Raw genomic sequence first — 20,935 nt, forward strand, 5'->3', positions numbered from 1 at the left:
TCATGCGCAGATCGTTGTCGCCCAGGGTCGAATGCCTGGGGTTGATGTTGCTCGCCCTGCTTTTGGTCGGTGCCGGTCTGGGCCTGCGTCAAGTGCAGAACGTCGATGAAGAACGTTTCCTCGGCGTGGCCCTGGAAATGCTGCACAACGGTTCTTGGCTGATTCCCCATCGCGCCGGGGAGATCTATGGCGATAAACCACCGATCTTCATGTGGACGGTGGCGTTCTTCGCCTGGCTGACCGGCAAACCCAACCTTGCCCTGTTCATACCCGGGCTTTTTTCCGCGGTGACCGTCACGGCGATGGTCTATGACCTCGGGCGACGGCTGTGGAACCAGCGCATCGGACGCATTGCCGCGCTGTTGTACCTGGCGACCTATCAGACTTACAGCATCCTGCGTACCGGGCAGATCGACAGCTTTCTGATTCTGTTCACTTCCCTGGGCCTGTACGGCCTGGCCCGTCATCTGTTGCTGGGGCCGGCATGGCGCTGGTTCTACGTCGGCTGTGCGGGCATGGGCATCGGCGTGATCACCAAAGGCGTGGGCTTTCTGCCGGCGCTGATGCTGATCCCTTATGCCTATGCGGTACGCAAGGATTGGTCGGGCGTGGTGACCATGCCGGGCCAGGCGCGCAAATGGTGGCTCGGGTTGCTGGTAATGCTGGCAGCGATTGCGGTCTGGCTGTTACCCCTGACCTTGTCCATCGTATTCAATGGTTCCGCTGACGAGGTGGCCTATGCCCGGGAAATCCTCCTGCGCCAGACCGCCGGACGCTACGCCGCTTCGTGGGACCACCGGGAACCGTTCTGGTACTTCTTCACCAATGTCATTCCGCAATACTGGCTGCCTTTGGTACTGGCCTTGCCATGGCTGGTGCCGGCCTGGCGCCGTCAGCTGCAAAAGCGTGACGGTCGGGTGCTGGTGCTGCTCGGTTGGGTTGCGCTGGTGGTGCTGTTCTTTTGCATCAGTGCCGGCAAACGCAAGTTGTACATCTACCCGGCGCTACCGGGACTGGTACTGGCGGCGGCGCCGCTGATTCCCTGGCTGCTGCAACGCTGGTTCAAGCAGCGCCCGCGCCTGCGCCGGGCATTTCCGGCCCTGGTGGCAGGCTGGTTCGTGTTGTGGTTCGCCCGTGGGTTTATCGAGCCGATCACGGACGGCGCCAATCCACACGTCGCCATCATGGAGCAAGCCGCGTCAATGACTCACGGTGCTGACCTGGTACTGGTCAACTGGCGCGAGGGACATTGGTTGTACGCCCGTCAGCCGATCGTGCATTTCGGTATGGCCGAGTCGACGGTCGAGCAGGCTGCACAATGGCTGCGCGATCACCCCAACGCTTATGCATTGGTCCCGGACGAGTTGCTCGGCCAGTGCTTCGCCCCTGAGGCTGCCCATGAACTGGGCGAAACGTCCCGTGCCGAGTGGTCGATCGTCGGCGCCGATGCCGATAACGGCAAATGCCATCCGGAGCAGCCTGGGCATGTCTATCGTTTCACTTGGGACTGAGAAAAATAATAATGAGCAAGGCAAGGAAAGCGGGACTGTTGGTTGTCGTTGTCGCGTTGGCACTGGTTATCACTACAGGAGTGCGTTATGCCTGGTTCTCGCAGTTGTACGGACACTGGCACAACCAGTGGTACGGCAATCAGGCACCCGACAAAAATATCTGGCTGCCTGACTATAAGGCGGTGATCCAGGCCAAACCTGTGGAGGGTGTCACCAATTTGTCCGGCGTCGCTTACGATTACGATCGTGATCGCCTGCTGGGAATCACCAATGGCGCGCCCATGGAAATCGTGGTGTTGAGCCGCGACGGCGACTTGCTCGGGCGCTACCCGCTGATCGGCTTCGAAGACACCGAAGGCATCGCTTACATCGGCGGTGGACGGGTGGTGATCGCCGATGAAAGATTGCAGCAACTGGACATTGTCACCTTGCCCGACACCCCTGCGCCGATCCATGTCGAGCAAGCACAATTTGTTGCCATCGGCGTCAACCTGAGCCCGCACAACAAAGGGTTTGAAGGTGTGACGTACGACCGCGCCAATGATCGTGTCTTCGCCATCAAGGAGCGTGATCCGCGGCAGCTGTATTCGGTGACAGGCATGCTCGCTTCAATGGGCGGCCCTCTACAGATCCGCATCAAGGACCTGACGTCCTGGGTCAACCGCAGTGTCTTCAGTCGAGACCTCTCCGAGGGCTACTTCGATCCGAAGAGCGGGCACCTTTTGTTGCTCAGTGATGAGTCCGCCAATATCACCGAGCTGGACGGCGAGGGGAACTTCGTCAGCATTCTCTCCCTGCGCAGCCAGGCGGGCGATCTTAAGCATTCGGTGCCGCAAGCCGAGGGTATGACAATGGACGCCGATGGCGACCTCTACGTCGTCAGCGAGCCTAACCTTTTCTATCGCTTCAGCAAGACCAAAAACGCTCAAGTAGCTGCTGCGGAGTAACCTGGATGGGGTTGAGCCTGTTGCGTTTGTCGAACCGCAACATCGCCTTGCTTGCGGCCATAGCCATTGCGCTGCTGTTTTTCTGGGGCCTGGGCAGCGTACCGTTTTTGAGTGTCAACGAAGCTCGGCGCGCGGTCACCGTCCGCGAAATGCGCGAAGCGGGGAGTTGGTTGCTGCCTTATATGAACGGCGATCTGTACCTGTCCAAGCCGCCGTTTTTCTATTGGGTCGGTCTCGTTTCGACCGCCATGGTGGGCAGCTTGTCCGAGTGGAGCATGCGCCTGCCTTCGGCGCTGGCCGCGACCTTGTGCTGTGTCGGCACTTATCTGTACGGCCTCAGGCAGGCGGGGCGCCAGGCGGGGCTGTTTGCGGTGGTGTTCCTGGCCGCGAACGGGGCATTCAGCCTGTTCGCCCGCCGCTCTGAAATCGAGATGCTGCTGACCCTGCTGTGTTTCGGCGCGCTGCTGGCAGCCTGGCAATTCATATTCCAGCAGGGCCGGGCCGTTTGGAGTCGACTCAGCTACGTTCTCATAGGCTGCGCGTTGTTGACCAAGGGGCCGGTGTGCCTTCTGTGGGTGACGGCGCCGATTCTGGCTTATGCCTTGATCTATCGCGATGCCCGGGCCAAAGCCTATCTGTGTGACGGTTGGGGCTGGCTCCTTGCAGTGGTTCTGGGCGGTTCCTGGTATCTGGCCGTGTCCATCAATCAGGGTTGGGGTGTCTGGGCGTCGATCATCAGCGAAGACATCGTGAAGAAGATCGACGGGCAAGGCGCCGAAGCCTGGTACGCCTATCTGTTGTACCTGGCCGGTGACTTTTTCCCGTTCTGGCTGATTGTCTTCGTGCAGCCGCGAAAGTTCTGGGCAATGATCCGTTCGCGCCGCGAGGCGGCCATGTTGCTGTGTTGCAGTCTGCTGCCACTGCTGGTGTTCTCTTTTTTCACCGAAAAACACGGCAAGTATTTGCTGCCGGTTTACCCGTCCATGGTGCTGCTGCTGGCCATGCACTGGACGGCCGTGCTGGACGACGCGAAGGGTCGCTGGCGTGCCTGCCTGGCCACGGTTCCCTACGTGATGCTGGCCGGGTTCGTGGTGTTTTATGCGTTCGTCGAAGCGCGGGTGCTGTCTCACCGCGTCGGTGGCCTTGAGCAGGTCGCCGCGCTGGCGGCAGGGCAACCGGGCCAGAAGGCCTACACAATCGGTGAGCCGGATATCCGCCTGGTCTACTACATGGGCCGACCGGTTGCGCCGCTGACGATTGATCAGTTGCAAGGGGACGACCGACCAGCGGGGCTGCTATTCGTGCCGGAGCCACTGAATCCACAATTGCAAAACCTGGCATCGTGCAAGGTCGGAGAAGTCGATGCGTATCTGAAACCGGGCCGCTCGGCGCTGTTGGTCCGCATGGGCGGCGATTGCCACTGATCGGCAAGGCGAGTTGCCGATCGTGACGCAACAAAAGACAAGCCGCTGAGCGGGCGGTCATGGCTATAATCGGCGCACGTTTCTCTCCGTCATCACACGAGACTGCCATGACCATTTCCCTGTACGACGCTTCCGTTCCTGTTTTCAAACAAATGCTCAACGCTTTGAGTGACGTGCTGAAGAAGGCCGAAGCCCACGCGACTGAAAAGAACATCGACCCGAATGCGTTCCTGCAAGCGCGCCTGTACCCGGACATGTTCCCGCTGGTGCGTCAGGTGCAGATCGCCGTTGACTTCGCCAAGGGCGTTTCTTCGCGTCTGGCCGAAGTTGAAGTTCCGAAATACGAAGACACCGAAACCACCTTCGCCGAACTGCAAGCGTTGCTGACCAAGGTTCTGGCTTACATCGGCGAGATCAAGCCGGAGCAGATCAACGGCAAGGAAGGCATCGAAATCGTCACGCGTCCAGGCACCCCTAAAGAGAAGCGCTTCAGTGGCCAGGCATACCTGCTGAGCTATGGCTTGCCGCAGTTCTTCTTCCACGTCACCACCGCTTACGCCTTGTTGCGTCATAACGGCGTGGAAGTGGGCAAGCGCGACTATATGGGCGCGTTCTAAACCGTCCAGATACAAAAAAGCCCCCGCAGCCTTGGGTTGCGGGGGCTTTTTCATGTGCGCGCATGTACTCGCTACACCACGAACCCCGTGGGGGCGAGCTTGCTCCCACGGGGATTTTTATCAGGCCAAACGCTCGGCTTTCTGCTCTTCACCCAGGCAAGCCGCCGCCGTGAACAGCACATCAGTGGATGAATTCAAAGCCGTCTCCGCCGAGTCCTGCAATACGCCGATGATGAAACCGACCGCTACCACCTGCATCGCGATTTCACTCGGGATGCCGAACAAGCTGCACGCCAGTGGAATCAACAGCAAGGAGCCACCGGCCACGCCCGAGGCGCCACACGCGCAGATCGCCGCGACAACGCTGAGCAGGATGGCGGTCGGGATGTCCACGGCAATGTTCAGGGTATGCACCGCCGCCAGCGCCAGTACGGTAATGGTGATGGCCGCACCGGCCATGTTGATGGTGGCGCCGAGCGGGATCGACACTGAGTAGGTGTCTTCGTGCAGGCCCAGGCGCTTGCTCAATTCCAGGTTGACCGGGATGTTCGCTGCCGAGCTGCGGGTGAAGAAGGCAGTGATGCCGCTTTCACGCAGGCACATAAACACCAGTGGATACGGATTGCGACGCAGTTTCCAGAACACGATGGCGGGGTTCATCACCAGCGCCACGAACAGCATGCAGCCGAGCAACACGGCCAGCAGATGTGCGTACCCGATCAGGGCACCGAAACCGGAGGTGGCCAGGGTCGAGGCCACCAGGCCGAAGATCCCCAGCGGTGCGAAGCGAATCACCACTCGCACGATCACGGTGACGCCATTGGACAGGTCGCCCAGCACTTCGCAGGTGGTGTCGCCGGCGTGGCGAATGGCGATGCCCATGCCGATGGCCCAGGCCAGAATACCGATGAAATTGGCGTTCATCAGTGCGCTGATCGGGTTGTCGACCACGCTCAGCAACAGACTTTGCAGGACCTCGCCGATACCACCGGGCGCGGTCACCGCGACGTCATGGGTCGATAGCACCAGGCTGGAGGGGAACATCATGCTCGCCACTACTGCGACCACAGCGGCGGCGAAGGTGCCCAGCAGATACAAGAACAGAATCGGCCGGATATGGGTTTCCTGGCCGTGCTTGTGGTTGGCGATGGACGCCATGACCAGCACGAACACCAGAATCGGCGCGACCGCTTTCAGCGCGCTGACGAAGACCTTGCCGATAAACGCCGTGGACTTTGCCGCTTCCGGCGCGAACAGGGCCAGGGCAATCCCGGCGATCAAGCCGATGATGATTTGCGTGACCAGGCTGGTGCGTTTGAGGTGTTGCCATAGAGAAGGGGATGAAGCGGTCATAAAACGGCATCTCTGATTTTTTGTAAGTGCATGGTTTCGCGGGTTTGCAGCAACAAGCCGGGCAGGCCGCAGGCAGGAAACCGTAAGGAGAAACGCGGGGGTGTAATGTCATTCAACGTGTAGAAACCTTGTGGGAGCTCGCTCCCACAGGTTTTGTCACTTGAATGAACAGCATCGACCACAGGGTGTACGTTTTTCAGGGCGCGGACTTTATCACAGCGCAGGGCCGATCCTTCAGGCCTGTGACGAACTGACGCCCTGGCGATCAACGCGATTTGCAGGTTCGTGCAACCGCATCCGGAAACACTCTGTTAAGATTCGCCATCCTCTTTTTCATGTCTGCCAGTGGGCCTTCGGGCTATCGCTGGTGTTGTCGTTTTTTGGAGTTTTGCATGCGGTTGTTGCCCATCCTTCTGTTGTCCGCCGCCGGTTTCACGGTGTTGACCACGGAGTTCATCATTGTCGGCCTGCTGCCGGCCATCGCCCGCGACCTCGAGGTCAGCATCCCGCAAGCGGGCTTGCTGGTGACCCTGTTCGCTTTCACCGTGGCCGCCTTCGGGCCATTCCTCACCGCGTATTTCGCCCGGTTCGAGCGCCGCAAGCTGTTCATCAGCGTGCTGATCATGTTCGGCCTGGCCAACACCCTCGCGGCGTTGGCGCCCAATATCTGGGTCATGGCGGTTGCTCGCTTGATTCCGGCGTTGGGCTTACCGGTGTTCTGGGCGCTGGCCAGTGAGACGGCCGTGGACATTGTCGGGCCGGATTACGCCGGACGCGCCATCGCCAAAATCGGCTTCGGCATTGTCTGCGCCACCGTGTTCGGTATTCCGGTGGGCACCCTGATCTCCGATGCATTTGGCTGGCGCAGTGCTTTCGGCATCCTCGCGGTCATCGCGTTTGCCAAGGCGCTGCTGCTGTTCATCTATCTGCCGAAAACCAGTCTGCATCAGCATCAGGTCAGTTTCCGTTCACAGTTCAAGATTCTGCGCAGCCCCGTGATGGTCGGCCACGTACTGCTGTCGATCATTGTGTTCAGCGGCATGTTCACCGCTTATACCTATCTGGCGGACATCCTCGAACGTTTGGCCGGATTCGATGGCACGGTGGTTGGCTGGTGTCTGATGGGCTTTGGCGCGGTCGGGTTGATCGGTAACTCACTGGGGGGGCGTGCGGTGGATCGGCATCCGCTGATCGCGTCGATGATGTTTTGCGCGTTCATGATTGCCGGGCTGGTGGCGCTGGTGCCGAACATCCATTCGCCTGTCGGTCTGGCGGCGGCGATGGGTATCTGGGGCATCACTCAGGCGGCACTGTTTCTGGTCAGTCATGTGCGTTTGATGAAAGCCGCGCCCGAGGCGCCAGCGTTTGCCGCCTCGCTGAACATCGCCGGGGCCAACCTGGGGATTGGCCTGGGCGCCATGATCGGCGGCCGGGTGATCGACAGCGTCGGCCTGCAAGGCCTGGGGTTTGCGGCTGCCGCTTTTATTATGGCGTCGATCCTGTTGGCGCTTGCCCTGATGACTTTCAAACCCCGCGAAGTCTTCGCCTGAGGCTTCACAGTTCGGTAAACAACTCGCGGCGGGCACCTTCGGTAATGGCGACAATGCCGGGGTGCTTGACCTTGCGCTCCACCGAAATGGCATAGAACGACTCGCTCACCGCGTCGGTCTGGCCAATCACCTCCACGCCGTATTGGCGCCGCACTTCATCGGCGATCACGCTCGGGCCGATGAAAATCCCGCTACCGGACTGCCCGAAGGCTTGCATCAAGGCGCTGTCGTCGAATTCGCCAACGATGCGCGGTTGGATCTGTTGCTCGGCGAACCAGCGTTGCAAGCGACTGCGCACCACGGTTTCCGGTCCGGGGATCAGCAGCGGAGCGCCGTTGAGGCTAAGGGGGAAGTCCCCACCGTAAAGCGCTGCCAGCTCAGCGGTCGCGAAAAAACTGATCCCGCATTCACCGAGTTTCTGGCTGTAGCCCTTGATGTCCAGGTGCGACGGCATCGGGCTGTCGGAGATCACCAGATCCAGACGCTGGATCGCCAAATCGGCGAGCAGGCGTTCCAGCTTGTCCTCGCGACAGGTGATGCGCAGGGGGTCGCTCAATTCCATGGTGGGCGCGATCAGGCGGTAGACGATGGATTTGGGGACCACATCGGCCACACCGACCCGGAACAGAATCTGCTGTTCATTGGGCTGCGCTCGCAGCATCAATTCCAACTCTCCACCCAGCTGAAACATCTGTTCAGCGTAGGGCAGGGTTTGCCGGCCAGCCTCGGTCAGCTCCAGTTGCCGACCGACCCTGCGAAACAACTCGATGCCGTAGGTTTGTTCCAGCAGGGAGATCTGCCCGCTGATGGTCTGGGGCGTCAGGTTCAGTTGCTCGCAGGCGCGCACGATGCTGCCGGTCTTGGCCACGACCCAGAAGTAATGCAGTTGTCGATAGTTGAGCATGGGAACCTACAGTTCGTAAAAACCGAAGTATATACGCTGAAAATACGAATTTTCCTGAAGTGTTCATCTCCCTAGAATGCGTCGCTATCAACGGGCCATCGTCTCGGCGCCGTTTGTTCTATTGAAGGAGGCAACATGAAGCTTAAGACCATGGCATTGCTGATCACGTCTTTACTGGTACTGGCCGGCTGTGACCAGGCCGAAAAAAGTGCCCAGCAACTGATGGGCAAAGCCGCCGAAAGCGCCAAACAGGCCATCGACGACACCCATAAAGCCGCCGAACAAGCGCTGAGCGATGCCACTGGCGGGTTGATCAGCAAAAAAGAATCAACGGAAAAAGACGCGGAAAAAACCGAATCTTCCTCCCAGGAAATCTAAACCGTCTTACAGCGAGTCAGGACTGACCCATGGAATACCTTTTACAACTAGCTGCCAGCCCCACCGCGTGGGTTGCCCTGGCCACCCTGGTGGTGATGGAAATCGTGCTTGGCATCGATAACCTGATCTTTATCTCGATCCTGACCAACAAGCTGCCTGAGCAACATCGACAGAAAGCACGGCGCATCGGTATCGGCATGGCGCTGATTCTGCGACTGGGCTTGCTGAGCACCATTGCGTTCATCGTCCAGTTGACGGCGCCTGTGATTGAAGTGTTTGGCCAGGCCTTCTCCTGGAAAGACATGATCCTGATTGCCGGTGGCCTGTTCCTGTTGTGGAAAGCCACCACCGAGATCCATCACAGCATGGACCCGGCCCCGGAAGATCCGACGTCGGCGACCTCGACCGTGACCCTGGGCTTTGCCGCGGCGATTGGTCAGATTCTGATGCTGGACATGGTGTTCTCCATCGACAGCATCATTACCGCTGTCGGCATGACCGAACATTTGCCGATCATGATCATCGCGGTGGTGGTGTCGGTGCTGGTGATGTTGCTGGCGGCTGATCCCCTGGCCAAGTTCATCAACGACAACCCGACGGTGGTGATGCTGGCCCTGGGCTTCCTGATCATGATCGGCATGACGCTGATCGCCGAAGGCTTCGGCGCCCACGTACCGAAAGGCTACGTCTACGCTGCCATGGCGTTCTCGGCTGCGATCGAGGTGTTGAACATGATGTCCCGCCGCGCCCGGCAGAAGCGGGTCTCCGCGGAAGCTTGATTGGCGCTGAACGAAACGGCCGCCTGCACTCGAAAGAGTCCAGGCGGCCGTTTTTTTGTAGGGCCCCAACGCTTCGGTTAATGGGCAGTGGCGTGGCGCGTGGCCGGTTTTTCGGCTTTCACCAGGGGCGCCGGTTGTGCAGGGTGGTGATGGTGTCGACGAGTAATGCGCAGAACGCCCCATAGCATGGCGGTGGCAACGGCCAGCCAGCCGGAAATCAACATCACGATTGTCATTGTCAGGCTCATCGATGCCTCCTCTTTGCCCTGCGGCGGGCACACACGACTTGCAAGTGACAGTCTAGACGCTGCGGTGTTGCAGGCTATTGACCAAAGGTCGAGCCGGATCAACCAGTTCGCTCTATCGAATGCAATCAACTACCGGTTAAGGCTATACCGCTGTCGCGAGGCATCCTATGATCGACGGCCAAGCCGGGAGTGCGATTGCCTGGCGTCTGAACGAAGAGAGTGATGATGGTGCGGGTAATTTCTCGAATTCTATCGGCGGCACTGATTGTGGGGTGCGTGGCTGGTTTGGCAGGTTGCGCGGGCAGTGTCGCGCCTGAGATCAAGCGTCTGCCGGAGCGCGTCGAACTCGGCGGCCGGTTCTATAAGGGCGTAGCCAATCAAAGCGGGCCGCAAGTGTTGGCGAGCATGCTGTCCCAACAGGGCGTTGTGATTACCCCGGGCTTGCTCGAAAAGCCGTTGCATTTGCCGGGTGCCGAAGCGCAATTGCAACAGAACATGCAAAGCCTCGCCCGTGAATACGGGATGATGGTTTATCCCCTCGACAGCAATCTGCCTGCCTTGCTGACTCAGGTCGCTGCCGGATATCCGGTCATGGTGCGCTTCACTGAGGGTTCTGCGCTGTGGGCCGAGCCGCGTTATGCCATTCTCGCCGGGTACAACCGGCAGAAACAGACGGTGCTGCTGCGCGCCGGCATGAGTCAGAGGACGATGATGAGTTTCAGTTCGTTTGAGTCGTCTTTCAAGGATGCCGGTGGCTGGGCGGTTTTGATTCAGGCGCCGACACAGGTTCCGGCCAGCGTCGATCGGCAGCGCTGGTTAAAGGCTGCGAGCGACCTCGCTCAGGCCGGCCAGGAGCAAGCGGCCGCCAGGGCGAAAAAAGCGTTGGGCGCACAGTAAGCCCGTTCGTCACCCCCATGGCACCACTGCGCATTGCCAGCCTCTGATGATTGAGGCCCGAGTTTCTCGGGCCACGACCAGGAGGCGTTCATGGCTCATTTCAATACTCCCGCCGGTCCGCACTCGTCTGAGCATTCATCCGGCGACGAGTTGGGGTTCGACCCCGACTCTCCGGATCTCGCCGACCCTCAGGTCGATCCCATCGGTCCGGCAAAGGCGCCACGGGATGTAAAGCCGGGCGACAATCCCAAGGCTCCGGCAAAGCCTTACGATCCACTCGGTGATCTGAAACCCTAGGTCTCATTGCCAGGTCTCATTGGAGGTGCGTATGTCTACTGATTCGAGCTTTGACGATAAACGTCCGGAAAACGTCCCGACAACCCCGGAGCAAGATGTGGATCCGGTGATGGATCCGGATAGCCCGATGAGGGATCCTCTGGCTCGGCCAACCGTGGTGTCCACCGAACATCCGAAACCCTGGAGAGACCCGAGTACCGGCGACGGGATTCCGGATGATGACCAGATGCCGCTGCCCAATGATTAAGGCAGAAAGCAAAAGCCCCGAATGATCGGGGCTTTTGCTTTCGACTGTCGTGCAGTTATTTCGACGCTTCAACCACGCCGCTTTGGCGATGCTTGAGGTTTTTTTCGGATTTGTATTGCAGGGCTACAGAGGGTACGTCTGCGCTGTGGCCGGTTTCGACCCAATTGCGGATGCGAGTGGCGTCGGCAAAGTGTGTGTACTTGCCATAGGCATCGAGGATCACCAGTGCTACCGGACGATTAGCCATATGGGTCACCAATACCAGGCAGTGACCCGCTTCGTTGGTGAAACCGGTTTTCGTCAGTTCGATGTTCCAGTTCGGCTTGCCCACCAGATGATCGGTGTTGCGGAAACCCAGGCTGTAGTTGGGTTTGCGGAACGACACGGTTTTTTCCTTGGTGGTGCTCAGTTGTGTCAGCAGCGGGTACTTGTGAGCGGCGACCAGCAGTTTGCTCAGGTCGCGGGCTGTGGACACGTTGCGTGGCGAGAGGCCGGTTGGCTCGACGAAATGCGTATTGGTCATGCCCAGGGCCTTGGCCTTGGCGTTCATGGCGGCGATGAACGCCGCGTAGCCACCCGGATAATGGTGCGCCAGGCTCGCAGCGGCACGGTTTTCCGAAGACATCAAGGCGATCAGCAGCATCTCCCGGCGCGGCATCTCGCTGTTGAGCTTGACCCGGGAGAACACGCCTTTCATTTCCGGCGTGTTGCTGATGTTGATGTTGATGTATTCGTCCATGTTCTGCCGGGCTTCGACCACCACCAGGCCGGTCATCAGTTTGCTCACCGAAGCGATGGGGACAACGACGTCGGGATTGCTGGCGTAAATGACTTTGTTGGACTGCAAGTCGACCAGCAATGCGCTGCCGGAAGCGATCTTCAGGTGTGAGGTGTCTCGAGGCGCGGCGGTGGTTTCGCCAGCGCTGGCGATTGGCGTGATGAAAGTCCCTGTAACTGCAAAAAATAGGCTCAGGATGGAAAGACGGATTTTCACGCTGGCAGACTCATAAAATGTTGATAAGCCGTTTTGTAACGGGCTATTTCGTAAAAAGCGCGACATTCTGGAGTATGGCTGAATAACTGTCGATGGTTGTTCCGGGAAGTGGTTAAAGTCCTTTGAAACATGAAAAAAATGTCATTTTCCGGCAGGTGGTCGGCCTTTATTCGCGGGCAAAAAGAACCCCGCCATGGGCGGGGTTCCTTGAGTTGTTGCCAGCGCCGAAAACGGGACTCAGCTGTGCAGGGTTTCAGCCGCGTACAGTGTGTTTTCCAGCAGGCATGCGCGAGTCATCGGACCGACGCCGCCGGGCACTGGAGTGATCCAGCCGGCGCGGGGCAGGGCGGTTTCGTAAACCACATCGCCGACCAGCTTGCCGTCCTCCTGACGGTTGATGCCGACGTCGATCACGATCGCGCCTTCCTTGATCCATTCACCCTTGACCAGGCCCGGCTTGCCGGCGGCCACCACGACCAGATCCGCGCGACCAATGTGGCCGGCCAGGTCCTTGGTGAAGCGGTGGGTGACGGTCACGGTGCAACCGGCCAGCAACAATTCCATCGCCATCGGGCGACCCACGATGTTGGAAGCGCCGACAATCACGGCATTCATCCCGTACAGATCGGCGCCGGTGCTTTCCAGCAAGGTCATGATGCCTTTAGGGGTGCACGGACGCAGCAGCGGTATGCGTTGGGCCAGGCGACCGACGTTATACGGGTGGAAGCCGTCGACGTCTTTATCCGGACGAATGCGCTCCAGCAACTTGGACGCGTCCAGGTGTTCCGGTAGAGGAAGTTGAAGCAGAACACCGTCAATTGCCGGATCGTCATTGAGGCGATCGATCAGATCGGTCAGCGCTTCTTGAGTGGTTTCGGAAGGCAGGTCATAAGCTTGGGAGAGGAAGCCGACCTCTTCACAGTCTTTACGCTTGTGCGAGACATAAACCTGAGAGGCAGGATCGCTGCCGACCAGGATCACCGCGAGTCCGGGCGTGCGCAGGCCTTGCTGGCGACGCTCGTTGACCCGTTGGGCGATCTGCTGGCGCAGGCTGGCGGCGATCGATTTGCCGTCGATTAGTTGTGCAGTCATTGCGCGTGATTAACCATCGAGAGGGGAAAAAAAGAGAGCGCATTCTCGCATGTCATGAGGTGAGGGCAAAGGCGCTTGGTCTGCAAATTCCCCTAACTCCTTTAATTAAATGAATTTTTTTTAAAAAGGATTTGACGACCCTCGGGGGGCTCTATACTATTCGTCGCACTTGTCGGGCACAGCCTAGCACTGGTTAAGAAGGTCGAGCGGAATCAAGGTTTTGCGAGGCTGGAAAGCATTTAGTTTGTAGTCCTCCAAGGTTACAGATTAACAAGGCGCCCGTAGCTCAGCTGGATAGAGCATCCGCCTTCTAAGCGGATGGTCGCAGGTTCGAGTCCTGCCGGGTGCGCCATTAGGCAGCTTTGGCACAAGTAGCGCGATATGGTGGGCGTAGCTCAGTTGGTAGAGCACGGGATTGTGACTCCCGTTGTCGTGGGTTCGATCCCCATCGTCCACCCCATATTTCGAAAGGCGCCAGATTAAAAGTCTGGCGCCTTTGCTTTGACAGCTTCAACCCGCGGATGTGGTGGAATTGGTAGACACACTGGATTTAGGTTCCAGCGCCGCGAGGCGTAAGAGTTCGAGTCTCTTCATCCGCACCAAATAAAGCTTCAGTCATGCCGCTTGGCTTGTTTGGGGCTGACTAAAGAAGTTGTTTGGCTTCTTTGTCATGCAATATGGTGGGCGTAGCTCAGTTGGTAGAGCACGGGATTGTGACTCCCGTTGTCGTGGGTTCGATCCCCATCGTCCACCCCATATTTCGAAAGGCGCCAGATTGAAAAGTCTGGCGCCTTTTTTGTTTCAGTGGTTCGAGTATTCAGCGGCTGCAGGTTCTGGGTCGCAGGGGCAGGGCGTTTCGTCGTATTTATGTTTCTCGATGATGCTGCGCTGCTCGCCGGCCTTGCTCGCAAGATCGGCTGTCAGGGAGATGATTGGCCGCCTCTTCTATATATAGAAGGGTCGGCGCAGAGCCCTGGCGTGATTGGCTGTATTTGCCACCGGGGCGAGGTGCATCCGTGCATTCGCACCTATAAATTGCCAGCTGCTTTTTTACCCGTTTTCAGTAGGGTGACTTCTTGAGTTTGACCCACTAGAATGCATGCCCTTGATTCTGGGGTCGGAAACGGCCGGCTAACGTCTGTGCAACGAGGAATATCCATGCAAGTTTCTGTTGAAAATACTTCTGCTCTTGAGCGCCGCATGAGCATCACCGTGCCGGCTGAGCGCATCGAGACTCAGGTCAACAAGCGTCTGCAGCAGACTGCCCAAAAGGCCAAGATTGCTGGCTTCCGTCCAGGCAAAGTGCCAATGAGCGAAATCAAGCGCCGTTTCGGCGCTGAAGCTCGCCAGGAAGCTGTAGGCGACGTGATCCAGTCCTCTTTCTATGAAGCTGTGGTTGAGCAGAAGCTGAACCCGGCTGGTTCGCCTTCGATCGAGCCTAAGTCGCTCGAAGCTGGCAAGGACCTGGAATACGTTGCTGTTTTTGAAGTGTTCCCTGAGTTCACCGTTGCCGGTTTCGAAGGTATCACCGTAGAGCGTCTGAGCGCTGACGTGGCTGATGCCGATCTGGACAAGATGCTGGACATCCTGCGCAAGCAGAACACCCGTTTCGAAGTGGCCGATCGCGCTGCTCAAAACGAAGACCAGCTGAACATCGATTTCGTAGGCAAGGTCGACGGTGAAGTGTTCGCTGGCGGCTCCGCCAAGGGCACTCAGCTGGTTCTGGGTTCCGGTCGCATGATCCCTGGTTTCGAAGACGGCCTGGTTGGCGCCAAGGCCGGCGAAGAGCGCGTTCTGAACCTGACCTTCCCAGAGGACTATCAGAACCTGGACCTGGCAGGCAAAACCGCTGAGTTCACCGTTACCGTAAACACCGTTTCCGAGCCAAAACTGCCAGAGCTGACCGAAGAGTTCTTCGCTCAATTCGGCATCAAGGAAAGCGGCCTGGAAGGCTTCCGCACCGAAGTTCGCAAGAACATGGAGCGTGAGCTGCGTCAGGCGATCAAGTCCAAGGTCAAGAATCAGGTTATGGATGGTCTGCTGGCCACCAACCCGATCGAAGTGCCTAAGGCTCTGTTGTCCAACGAAGTTGACCGTCTGCGCGTGCAGGCTGTTCAGCAGTTCGGCGGCAACATCAAGCCTGATCAACTGCCGGCCGAGCTGTTCGAAGAACAAGCCAAGCGTCGCGTAGTACTGGGCCTGATCGTCGCTGAAGTGGTCAAGCAATTCGACCTCAAGCCTGACGAAGCCCGCGTTCGCGAGATGATTCAGGAGATGGCTTCGGCTTACCAAGAGCCTGAGCAGGTTGTGTCCTGGTACTACAAGAACGACCAGCAACTGAACGAAGTCCGTTCGGTTGTGCTGGAAGAACAAGTTGTGGATACTGTTCTGCAGAAAGCTAGCGTGACCGACAAATCGGTCTCTTACGAAGAAGCGGTCAAGCCGGTAGAAGCTCCACAAGCCGACTGATTGTTTTTGCGGTAAGAAGTACACACCATAAGCCAGCCTTCGTGCTGGCTTATGCGTATTCAAGACATAACTATTTGGGAGTGACTGCAGAGCATGTTCCGTAATTCGTATATTCAGCAGAACTCTGATATCCAGGCCGCAGGCGGCCTGGTCCCGATGGTTGTCGAGCAGTCTGCTCGTGGCGAGCGCGCCTATGACATCTACTCGCGTCTTCTCAAGGAGCGAGTGATTTTTCTGGTAGGTCCGGTAGAGGACTACATGGCCAACCTGATCTGTGCGCAACTGCTGTTCCTTGAAGCGGAAAACCCGGACAAGGACATCCATCTCTATATCAACTCCCCGGGTGGTTCGGTGACGGCGGGCATGTCGATCTATGACACCATGCAGTTCATCAAGCCAAACGTGTCGACTACCTGCATTGGCCAAGCGTGCAGCATGGGTGCGTTTCTTCTCACGGCTGGTGCCCCTGGCAAACGTTATTGCCTGCCGAACTCACGTGTGATGATTCACCAGCCATTGGGCGGTTTCCAGGGCCAGGCTTCGGATATCGAAATCCATGCCAAGGAAATCCTCTTTATTCGTGAGCGTCTCAACACGCTGATGGCCAAGCATAGTGGTCGCACTCTTGAAGAAATCGAGCGAGACACAAACCGCGACAATTTCATGAGTGCGGAAGCCGCGCGTGAATACGGGTTGATCGATGAAGTGATCAGCCAGCGCCCTGCTTAAAATAAGCAGCTCAAAATAAGGTTGGTCGGCAGGTCCGATCACCTGCGGGCTTGAAAAAGCCCGCAATAGCCTTCATCTTGTGTTGCAAGCCTATCGGATTTGGATCGAACGAATGACTGACACCCGCAACGGCGAGGACAACGGCAAGCTGCTCTATTGCTCCTTCTGTGGCAAAAGCCAGCATGAAGTGCGCAAATTGATTGCCGGCCCCTCGGTCTTTATCTGCGACGAGTGCGTCGACCTGTGCAATGACATCATCCGTGAGGAGGTGCAGGAAGCCCAGGCCGAAAGCAGCGCGCATAAATTGCCTTCGCCTAAAGAAATCAGCGGCATCCTTGATCAGTATGTGATTGGTCAGGAGCGTGCAAAAAAAATTCTGGCCGTAGCGGTGTACAACCACTACAAGCGCCTGAACCAGCGTGACAAAAAGAATGACGATGTCGAACTCGGCAAGAGCAACATCCTGCTGATCGGCCCGACAGGCTCGGGTAAAACCCTGCTTGCCGAAACACTGGCCCGCTTGCTGAACGTTCCGTTCACCATCGCCGACGCAACCACCCTCACCGAGGCGGGTTATGTGGGTGAAGATGTCGAGAACATCATTCAGAAGCTGCTGCAGAAGTGCGATTACGACGTGGAAAAAGCCCAGATGGGCATTGTCTACATCGATGAAATCGACAAGATTTCGCGCAAGTCTGACAACCCGTCGATTACCCGGGACGTTTCCGGTGAAGGCGTGCAGCAGGCCCTGCTCAAATTGATCGAAGGTACAGTCGCTTCCGTTCCGCCTCAAGGTGGTCGCAAGCACCCACAGCAGGAGTTCCTTCAGGTCGACACCCGTAACATCCTGTTCATCTGCGGTGGTGCATTTTCAGGTCTGGAAAAGGTTATTCAAAACCGTTCCACCAAGGGCGGCATTGGTTTCAACGCGGAAGTGCGCAGCAAGGAAGAAGGCAAGAAAGTCGGTGAATCCCTGCGTGAAGTCGAGCCTGACGATCTGGTCAAGTTCGGTCTGATCCCGGAATTCGTCGGTCGTCTGCCGGTTCTTGCCACACTGGACGAGCTCGATGAAGCTGCTTTGATGCAGATCCTCACCGAGCCGAAAAATGCTCTGACCAAGCAGTACGCCAAATTGTTCGAGATGGAAGGCGTGGACCTGGAATTCCGGGCAGACGCACTGAAATCGGTTGCGAAACGCGCACTGGAACGCAAAACCGGCGCTCGTGGCCTGCGTTCGATTCTCGAAGGTGTATTGCTCGACACTATGTATGAAATCCCCTCGCAGTCTGAGGTGAGTAAAGTAGTGATCGATGAAAGCGTTATAGAAGGCAAGTCCAAGCCACTGTATATCTATGAAAACAGTGAGCCTGCTGCCAAGGCCGCGCCAGACGCATAAGCGTCACGCAGCCGGTACAAAGAAGGGGCCTTCGGGCCCCTTTGCTTTTGTGGCGGTGGGCTTGTCGGATCGCTGCGCCGCTGGGAAGGCGACATGCCAGCCCGCCTGCCTGTTTTTTCGCTGTCTCCGAGCCCCACAGTTGCCGCCGTAAGAAGCGATCTTTTAAGTCGTACTTTTATCCGCTTGTTTTTTTCCAGATCAGCCCCCATCTTGGTTTCAAGCTTACTTCCATCTGTTTACGGCCTTATGGCCGCCGTAGAGGCGAAATCATGAAGACAACCATCGAATTGCCTCTCCTGCCATTGCGTGATGTCGTGGTTTATCCGCACATGGTTATCCCGCTGTTCGTGGGGCGCGAGAAATCCATCGAAGCCCTTGAGGCTGCGATGACGGGCGACAAGCAAATCCTTCTGCTGGCACAGAGAAACCCTGCTGACGACGATCCCGGCGAAGATGCGCTTTATCGCGTAGGTACGATTGCCACCGTTCTGCAATTGCTGAAGCTGCCTGACGGCACGGTCAAGGTTCTGGTCGAAGGCGAGCAACGCGGCGCCGTGGAGCGTTTCAGTGAAGTGGACGGCCATTGCCGTGCCGAAGTCTCCTTGATCGACGAAGTCGACGCGCCTGCGCGCGAGTCGGAAGTGTTCGTGCGCAGCCTGCTGTCGCAGTTCGAACAATATGTGCAGCTGGGCAAGAAAGTCCCGGCTGAGGTCCTCTCGTCGCTCAACAGCATCGACGAGCCCGGGCGCCTGGTCGACACCATGGCCGCGCACATGGCCCTGAAGATCGAGCAGAAGCAGGAAATTCTCGAAATCATCGATTTATCGGCCCGGGTCGAGCACGTTCTGGCGCTGCTGGACGCCGAGATCGATCTGCTGCAAGTCGAAAAACGCATTCGCGGTCGTGTCAAAAAGCAAATGGAGCGCAGTCAGCGCGAGTACTACCTGAATGAGCAGATGAAAGCCATTCAGAAGGAGCTCGGCGACAGCGACGAGGGGCACAACGAAATCGAAGAGCTGAAAAAGCGTATCGATGCCGCTGGCCTGCCAAAAGACGCGCTGGCCAAGGCTACAGCCGAACTGAACAAGCTCAAGCAAATGTCGCCAATGTCCGCGGAAGCGACCGTGGTGCGCTCGTACATCGACTGGCTGGTTCAGGTGCCGTGGAAGGCTCAGAGCAAAGTGCGTCTGGATCTGGCGCGCGCCGAAGACATTCTCGACGCCGATCACTACGGTCTGGAAGAAGTCAAAGAACGAATTCTCGAATATCTCGCCGTTCAAAAGCGCGTGAAAAAAATTCGTGGCCCGGTGTTGTGCCTGGTGGGGCCTCCTGGGGTGGGCAAAACCTCCCTGGCGGAGTCGATTGCGCACGCCACCAACCGTAAATTCGTGCGCATGGCCCTCGGCGGCGTACGTGATGAGGCGGAAATTCGTGGTCATCGCCGTACCTACATCGGTTCGATGCCAGGAAGATTGATTCAAAAGATGACAAAGGTGGGCGTTCGCAACCCGCTGTTCCTGCTCGATGAAATCGACAAGATGGGCAGCGATATGCGTGGCGACCCGGCGTCGGCTTTGCTGGAAGTGCTCGATCCTGAGCAGAACCACAATTTCAACGATCACTATCTGGAAGTCGATTACGACCTGTCCGATGTGATGTTCCTGTGCACCTCGAACTCCATGAACATTCCGCCCGCGCTGCTGGACAGGATGGAAGTGATTCGTCTGCCGGGCTACACCGAAGACGAGAAGATCAACATCGCGGTCAAATACCTTTCGCCCAAGCAGATTACGGCCAATGGCCTTAAGAAAGGCGAGCTGGAATTCGACTCCGAAGCGATCCGCGACATCATCCGCTACTACACCCGCGAAGCCGGTGTACGGGGGCTGGAGCGGCAGATTGCCAAGGTTTGCCGCAAGGCGGTCAAAGAGCATGCACTGGAAAAACGCTTCTCGGTGAAGGTCACCGCAGACATGCTGGAACACTTCCTGGGCGTGCGTAAGTTCCGCTACGGCCTCGCTGAACAGCAAGACCAGATCGGTCAGGTCACCGGATTGGCGTGGACGCAGGTGGGTGGCGAGTTGCTGACCATCGAGGCCGCCGTCGTACCGGGCAAAGGCCAGTTGATCAAGACCGGTTCGCTCGGTGATGTGATGGTCGAATCGATCACGGCTGCCTTGACCGTGGTCCGTAGCCGCGCGAAGAGCTTGGGGATCCCCCTGGACTTCCACGAGAAGCGTGACACGCACATCCATATGCCGGAAGGGGCGACCCCGAAGGACGGCCCTAGCGCCGGTGTAGGCATGTGCACGGCGCTGGTTTCGGCACTGACCGGTATCCCTGTGCGCGCGGATGTCGCCATGACAGGTGAAATCACCTTGCGTGGTCAGGTGTTGGCAATCGGTGGCCTGAAAGAAAAACTGTTGGCCGCTCACCGTGGCGGGATCAAGACTGTGATCATTCCGGAAGAGAATGTGCGCGATCTGAAGGAAATTCCCGACAATATCAAGCAAGATCTACAGATTAAACCGGTTAAATGGATTGACGAGGTCCTGCAAATTGCGCTGCAATACGCGCCGGAGCCCTTGCCTGATGTGGCTCCGGAGATAGTCGCGAAGGATGAAAAGCGCGAGTCGGATTCTAAGGAAAGAATTAGCACGCATTAGTACGTATTTGCCTGAAGGGCTTCCTTGACAGCTTTTTAGAGCCCTTGTTATAAAGCGGCTCTTAAGTGTCTGTAGGCCATTCAGCACTCGTTTTTGCTTTCACCAAAAAAACTTAGAATCATACTCAAATAGATATAAGGGGACTTAGAGTGAACAAGTCGGAACTGATTGATGCTATCGCTGCATCCGCTGATATCCCGAAAGCTGCTGCTGGCCGTGCGCTGGACGCTGTAATCGAATCCGTCACTGGCGCTCTCAAGGCTGGCGACTCTGTTGTTCTGGTTGGTTTCGGTACTTTCTCCGTCACTGATCGTCCAGCTCGCATTGGTCGTAACCCGCAGACCGGTAAGACTCTGGAAATCGCAGCAGCCAAAAAACCAGGTTTCAAAGCCGGTAAAGCTCTGAAAGAAGCTGTCAACTAAGTTCGATTCAGGTTT

At 57.6% G+C, this 20,935-nt stretch carries 19 protein-coding genes, 4 tRNA genes and 1 pseudogene; 19 read left to right on the forward strand and 5 right to left on the reverse strand.

The window, feature by feature from the left end:
• The first annotated feature begins 2 nt into the window (after window positions 1–2).
• The 4 genes from ACX3YD_RS26385 (at window position 3) to ACX3YD_RS26400 (ending at window position 4,499) form a co-directional block, all read left to right on the forward strand.
• Window positions 3–1,511, forward strand: coding sequence for an ArnT family glycosyltransferase (locus tag ACX3YD_RS26385; RefSeq protein WP_458961433.1), 1,509 nt, complete (start codon window positions 3–5; stop codon window positions 1,509–1,511).
• An 11-nt stretch (window positions 1,512–1,522) separates the two neighbouring features.
• On the forward strand, window positions 1,523–2,458 hold the full coding sequence (locus tag ACX3YD_RS26390; protein ID WP_458961434.1) for an SdiA-regulated domain-containing protein: 936 nt from the start codon (window positions 1,523–1,525) through the stop codon (window positions 2,456–2,458).
• Between the two features lie 5 nt (window positions 2,459–2,463).
• Window positions 2,464–3,882 carry an ArnT family glycosyltransferase gene (locus ACX3YD_RS26395; protein ID WP_458961435.1) on the forward strand — a complete coding sequence of 473 codons (1,419 nt, stop codon included), beginning with the start codon at window positions 2,464–2,466 and terminating at the stop codon, window positions 3,880–3,882.
• A 107-nt stretch (window positions 3,883–3,989) separates the two neighbouring features.
• The gene (locus ACX3YD_RS26400) at window positions 3,990–4,499 is read left to right on the forward strand and encodes a DUF1993 domain-containing protein (protein WP_047527511.1); all 510 of its coding nucleotides are present in this window, start codon (window positions 3,990–3,992) and stop codon (window positions 4,497–4,499) included.
• Between the two features lie 120 nt (window positions 4,500–4,619).
• Here ACX3YD_RS26400 and sstT read toward each other — a convergent pair whose 3' ends face one another.
• Window positions 4,620–5,852 (reverse strand): serine/threonine transporter SstT, encoded by a 1,233-nt coding sequence (gene sstT, locus ACX3YD_RS26405; protein ID WP_458961436.1) that lies wholly within the window; start codon window positions 5,850–5,852, stop codon window positions 4,620–4,622.
• Between the two features lie 392 nt (window positions 5,853–6,244).
• Between sstT and ACX3YD_RS26410 the strand changes: the two genes are divergently transcribed.
• Entirely contained in the window at window positions 6,245–7,402 is a 1,158-nt protein-coding gene (locus ACX3YD_RS26410; RefSeq protein ID WP_449105160.1) for an MFS transporter, read from the forward strand.
• A 4-nt stretch (window positions 7,403–7,406) separates the two neighbouring features.
• On the opposite strand, the gene nhaR is transcribed toward ACX3YD_RS26410, so the two are convergent.
• Window positions 7,407–8,306: a transcriptional activator NhaR gene (nhaR, locus tag ACX3YD_RS26415; RefSeq protein ID WP_458961437.1), complete on the reverse strand. Its 900-nt coding sequence runs from the start codon at window positions 8,304–8,306 to the stop codon at window positions 7,407–7,409.
• Between the two features lie 135 nt (window positions 8,307–8,441).
• Between nhaR and ACX3YD_RS26420 the strand changes: the two genes are divergently transcribed.
• Together ACX3YD_RS26420 and ACX3YD_RS26425 are read left to right on the forward strand one after the other, a co-directional pair.
• Window positions 8,442–8,684: a hypothetical protein gene (locus tag ACX3YD_RS26420; protein ID WP_103405995.1), complete on the forward strand. Its 243-nt coding sequence runs from the start codon at window positions 8,442–8,444 to the stop codon at window positions 8,682–8,684.
• Window positions 8,685–8,713: 29 nt separating this feature from the next.
• Entirely contained in the window at window positions 8,714–9,463 is a 750-nt protein-coding gene (locus ACX3YD_RS26425; protein ID WP_047527520.1) for a TerC family protein, read from the forward strand.
• 77 nt (window positions 9,464–9,540) lie between these two features.
• Here ACX3YD_RS26425 and ACX3YD_RS26430 read toward each other — a convergent pair whose 3' ends face one another.
• Window positions 9,541–9,711, reverse strand: coding sequence for a hypothetical protein (locus ACX3YD_RS26430; protein WP_167361806.1), 171 nt, complete (start codon window positions 9,709–9,711; stop codon window positions 9,541–9,543).
• A 167-nt stretch (window positions 9,712–9,878) separates the two neighbouring features.
• Between ACX3YD_RS26430 and ACX3YD_RS26435 the strand changes: the two are divergent.
• From ACX3YD_RS26435 to ACX3YD_RS26445, 3 genes and pseudogenes are all read left to right on the forward strand, one after another.
• Window positions 9,879–10,608: pseudogene (locus ACX3YD_RS26435) on the forward strand (cysteine peptidase family C39 domain-containing protein).
• Between the two features lie 90 nt (window positions 10,609–10,698).
• Window positions 10,699–10,905, forward strand: coding sequence for a DUF6021 family protein (locus tag ACX3YD_RS26440; RefSeq protein ID WP_047527521.1), 207 nt, complete (start codon window positions 10,699–10,701; stop codon window positions 10,903–10,905).
• A 31-nt stretch (window positions 10,906–10,936) separates the two neighbouring features.
• Window positions 10,937–11,152 carry a hypothetical protein gene (locus tag ACX3YD_RS26445; protein ID WP_047527523.1) on the forward strand — a complete coding sequence of 72 codons (216 nt, stop codon included), beginning with the start codon at window positions 10,937–10,939 and terminating at the stop codon, window positions 11,150–11,152.
• A gap of 55 nt (window positions 11,153–11,207) precedes the next feature.
• Here ACX3YD_RS26445 and pbpG read toward each other — a convergent pair whose 3' ends face one another.
• Complete coding sequence (gene pbpG, locus ACX3YD_RS26450; RefSeq protein ID WP_047527524.1) at window positions 11,208–12,146, reverse strand: D-alanyl-D-alanine endopeptidase; 939 nt, start codon at window positions 12,144–12,146, stop codon at window positions 11,208–11,210.
• A 237-nt stretch (window positions 12,147–12,383) separates the two neighbouring features.
• On the reverse strand, window positions 12,384–13,238 hold the full coding sequence (folD, locus tag ACX3YD_RS26455) for a bifunctional methylenetetrahydrofolate dehydrogenase/methenyltetrahydrofolate cyclohydrolase FolD (protein ID WP_047527525.1): 855 nt from the start codon (window positions 13,236–13,238) through the stop codon (window positions 12,384–12,386).
• Window positions 13,239–13,513: 275 nt separating this feature from the next.
• On the opposite strand from folD, the gene ACX3YD_RS26460 reads away from it, so the two are divergent.
• The 9 genes from ACX3YD_RS26460 to ACX3YD_RS26500 all read left to right on the forward strand — a co-directional run bounded on the left by ACX3YD_RS26460 (window position 13,514) and on the right by ACX3YD_RS26500 (window position 20,920).
• A tRNA-Arg gene (locus ACX3YD_RS26460) sits at window positions 13,514–13,590 on the forward strand.
• Between the two features lie 32 nt (window positions 13,591–13,622).
• A tRNA-His gene (locus tag ACX3YD_RS26465) sits at window positions 13,623–13,698 on the forward strand.
• A gap of 57 nt (window positions 13,699–13,755) precedes the next feature.
• Window positions 13,756–13,840: transfer RNA gene (locus tag ACX3YD_RS26470), tRNA-Leu, on the forward strand.
• Between the two features lie 78 nt (window positions 13,841–13,918).
• A tRNA-His gene (locus ACX3YD_RS26475) sits at window positions 13,919–13,994 on the forward strand.
• 402 nt (window positions 13,995–14,396) lie between these two features.
• Window positions 14,397–15,707 (forward strand): trigger factor, encoded by a 1,311-nt coding sequence (gene tig / locus ACX3YD_RS26480; RefSeq protein ID WP_047527526.1) that lies wholly within the window; start codon window positions 14,397–14,399, stop codon window positions 15,705–15,707.
• Between the two features lie 93 nt (window positions 15,708–15,800).
• Window positions 15,801–16,436 (forward strand): ATP-dependent Clp endopeptidase proteolytic subunit ClpP, encoded by a 636-nt coding sequence (gene clpP, locus ACX3YD_RS26485; protein WP_090468346.1) that lies wholly within the window; start codon window positions 15,801–15,803, stop codon window positions 16,434–16,436.
• Between the two features lie 112 nt (window positions 16,437–16,548).
• Window positions 16,549–17,832, forward strand: coding sequence for an ATP-dependent Clp protease ATP-binding subunit ClpX (gene clpX, locus ACX3YD_RS26490; protein ID WP_047527529.1), 1,284 nt, complete (start codon window positions 16,549–16,551; stop codon window positions 17,830–17,832).
• A 269-nt stretch (window positions 17,833–18,101) separates the two neighbouring features.
• The gene (gene lon / locus ACX3YD_RS26495) at window positions 18,102–20,498 is read left to right on the forward strand and encodes an endopeptidase La (protein WP_047527532.1); all 2,397 of its coding nucleotides are present in this window, start codon (window positions 18,102–18,104) and stop codon (window positions 20,496–20,498) included.
• Window positions 20,499–20,647: 149 nt separating this feature from the next.
• Window positions 20,648–20,920, forward strand: a complete 273-nt coding sequence (locus tag ACX3YD_RS26500; protein ID WP_002552737.1) for an HU family DNA-binding protein — start codon at window positions 20,648–20,650, stop codon at window positions 20,918–20,920.
• Window positions 20,921–20,935: the final 15 nt, after the last annotated feature.

It is taken from the genome of Pseudomonas fluorescens group sp. PF-1, assembly GCF_054481335.1.

Excerpts from the sequence above, each read along its gene's own strand:
- ACX3YD_RS26385 (WP_458961433.1), top strand. The coding sequence starts at position 3 with ATGCGCAGATCGTTGTCGCCCAGGGTCGAATGCCTGGGGTTGATGTTG.
- ACX3YD_RS26390 (WP_458961434.1), top strand. The coding sequence starts at position 1,523 with ATGAGCAAGGCAAGGAAAGCGGGACTGTTGGTTGTCGTTGTCGCGTTG.
- ACX3YD_RS26395 (WP_458961435.1), top strand. The coding sequence starts at position 2,464 with ATGGGGTTGAGCCTGTTGCGTTTGTCGAACCGCAACATCGCCTTGCTT.
- ACX3YD_RS26400 (WP_047527511.1), top strand. The coding sequence starts at position 3,990 with ATGACCATTTCCCTGTACGACGCTTCCGTTCCTGTTTTCAAACAAATG.
- sstT (WP_458961436.1), bottom strand. The coding sequence starts at position 5,852 with ATGACCGCTTCATCCCCTTCTCTATGGCAACACCTCAAACGCACCAGC.
- ACX3YD_RS26410 (WP_449105160.1), top strand. The coding sequence starts at position 6,245 with ATGCGGTTGTTGCCCATCCTTCTGTTGTCCGCCGCCGGTTTCACGGTG.
- nhaR (WP_458961437.1), bottom strand. The coding sequence starts at position 8,306 with ATGCTCAACTATCGACAACTGCATTACTTCTGGGTCGTGGCCAAGACC.
- ACX3YD_RS26420 (WP_103405995.1), top strand. The coding sequence starts at position 8,442 with ATGAAGCTTAAGACCATGGCATTGCTGATCACGTCTTTACTGGTACTG.
- ACX3YD_RS26425 (WP_047527520.1), top strand. The coding sequence starts at position 8,714 with ATGGAATACCTTTTACAACTAGCTGCCAGCCCCACCGCGTGGGTTGCC.
- ACX3YD_RS26430 (WP_167361806.1), bottom strand. The coding sequence starts at position 9,711 with ATGAGCCTGACAATGACAATCGTGATGTTGATTTCCGGCTGGCTGGCC.
- ACX3YD_RS26440 (WP_047527521.1), top strand. The coding sequence starts at position 10,699 with ATGGCTCATTTCAATACTCCCGCCGGTCCGCACTCGTCTGAGCATTCA.
- ACX3YD_RS26445 (WP_047527523.1), top strand. The coding sequence starts at position 10,937 with ATGTCTACTGATTCGAGCTTTGACGATAAACGTCCGGAAAACGTCCCG.
- folD (WP_047527525.1), bottom strand. The coding sequence starts at position 13,238 with ATGACTGCACAACTAATCGACGGCAAATCGATCGCCGCCAGCCTGCGC.
- tig (WP_047527526.1), top strand. The coding sequence starts at position 14,397 with ATGCAAGTTTCTGTTGAAAATACTTCTGCTCTTGAGCGCCGCATGAGC.
- clpP (WP_090468346.1), top strand. The coding sequence starts at position 15,801 with ATGTTCCGTAATTCGTATATTCAGCAGAACTCTGATATCCAGGCCGCA.
- clpX (WP_047527529.1), top strand. The coding sequence starts at position 16,549 with ATGACTGACACCCGCAACGGCGAGGACAACGGCAAGCTGCTCTATTGC.
- lon (WP_047527532.1), top strand. The coding sequence starts at position 18,102 with ATGAAGACAACCATCGAATTGCCTCTCCTGCCATTGCGTGATGTCGTG.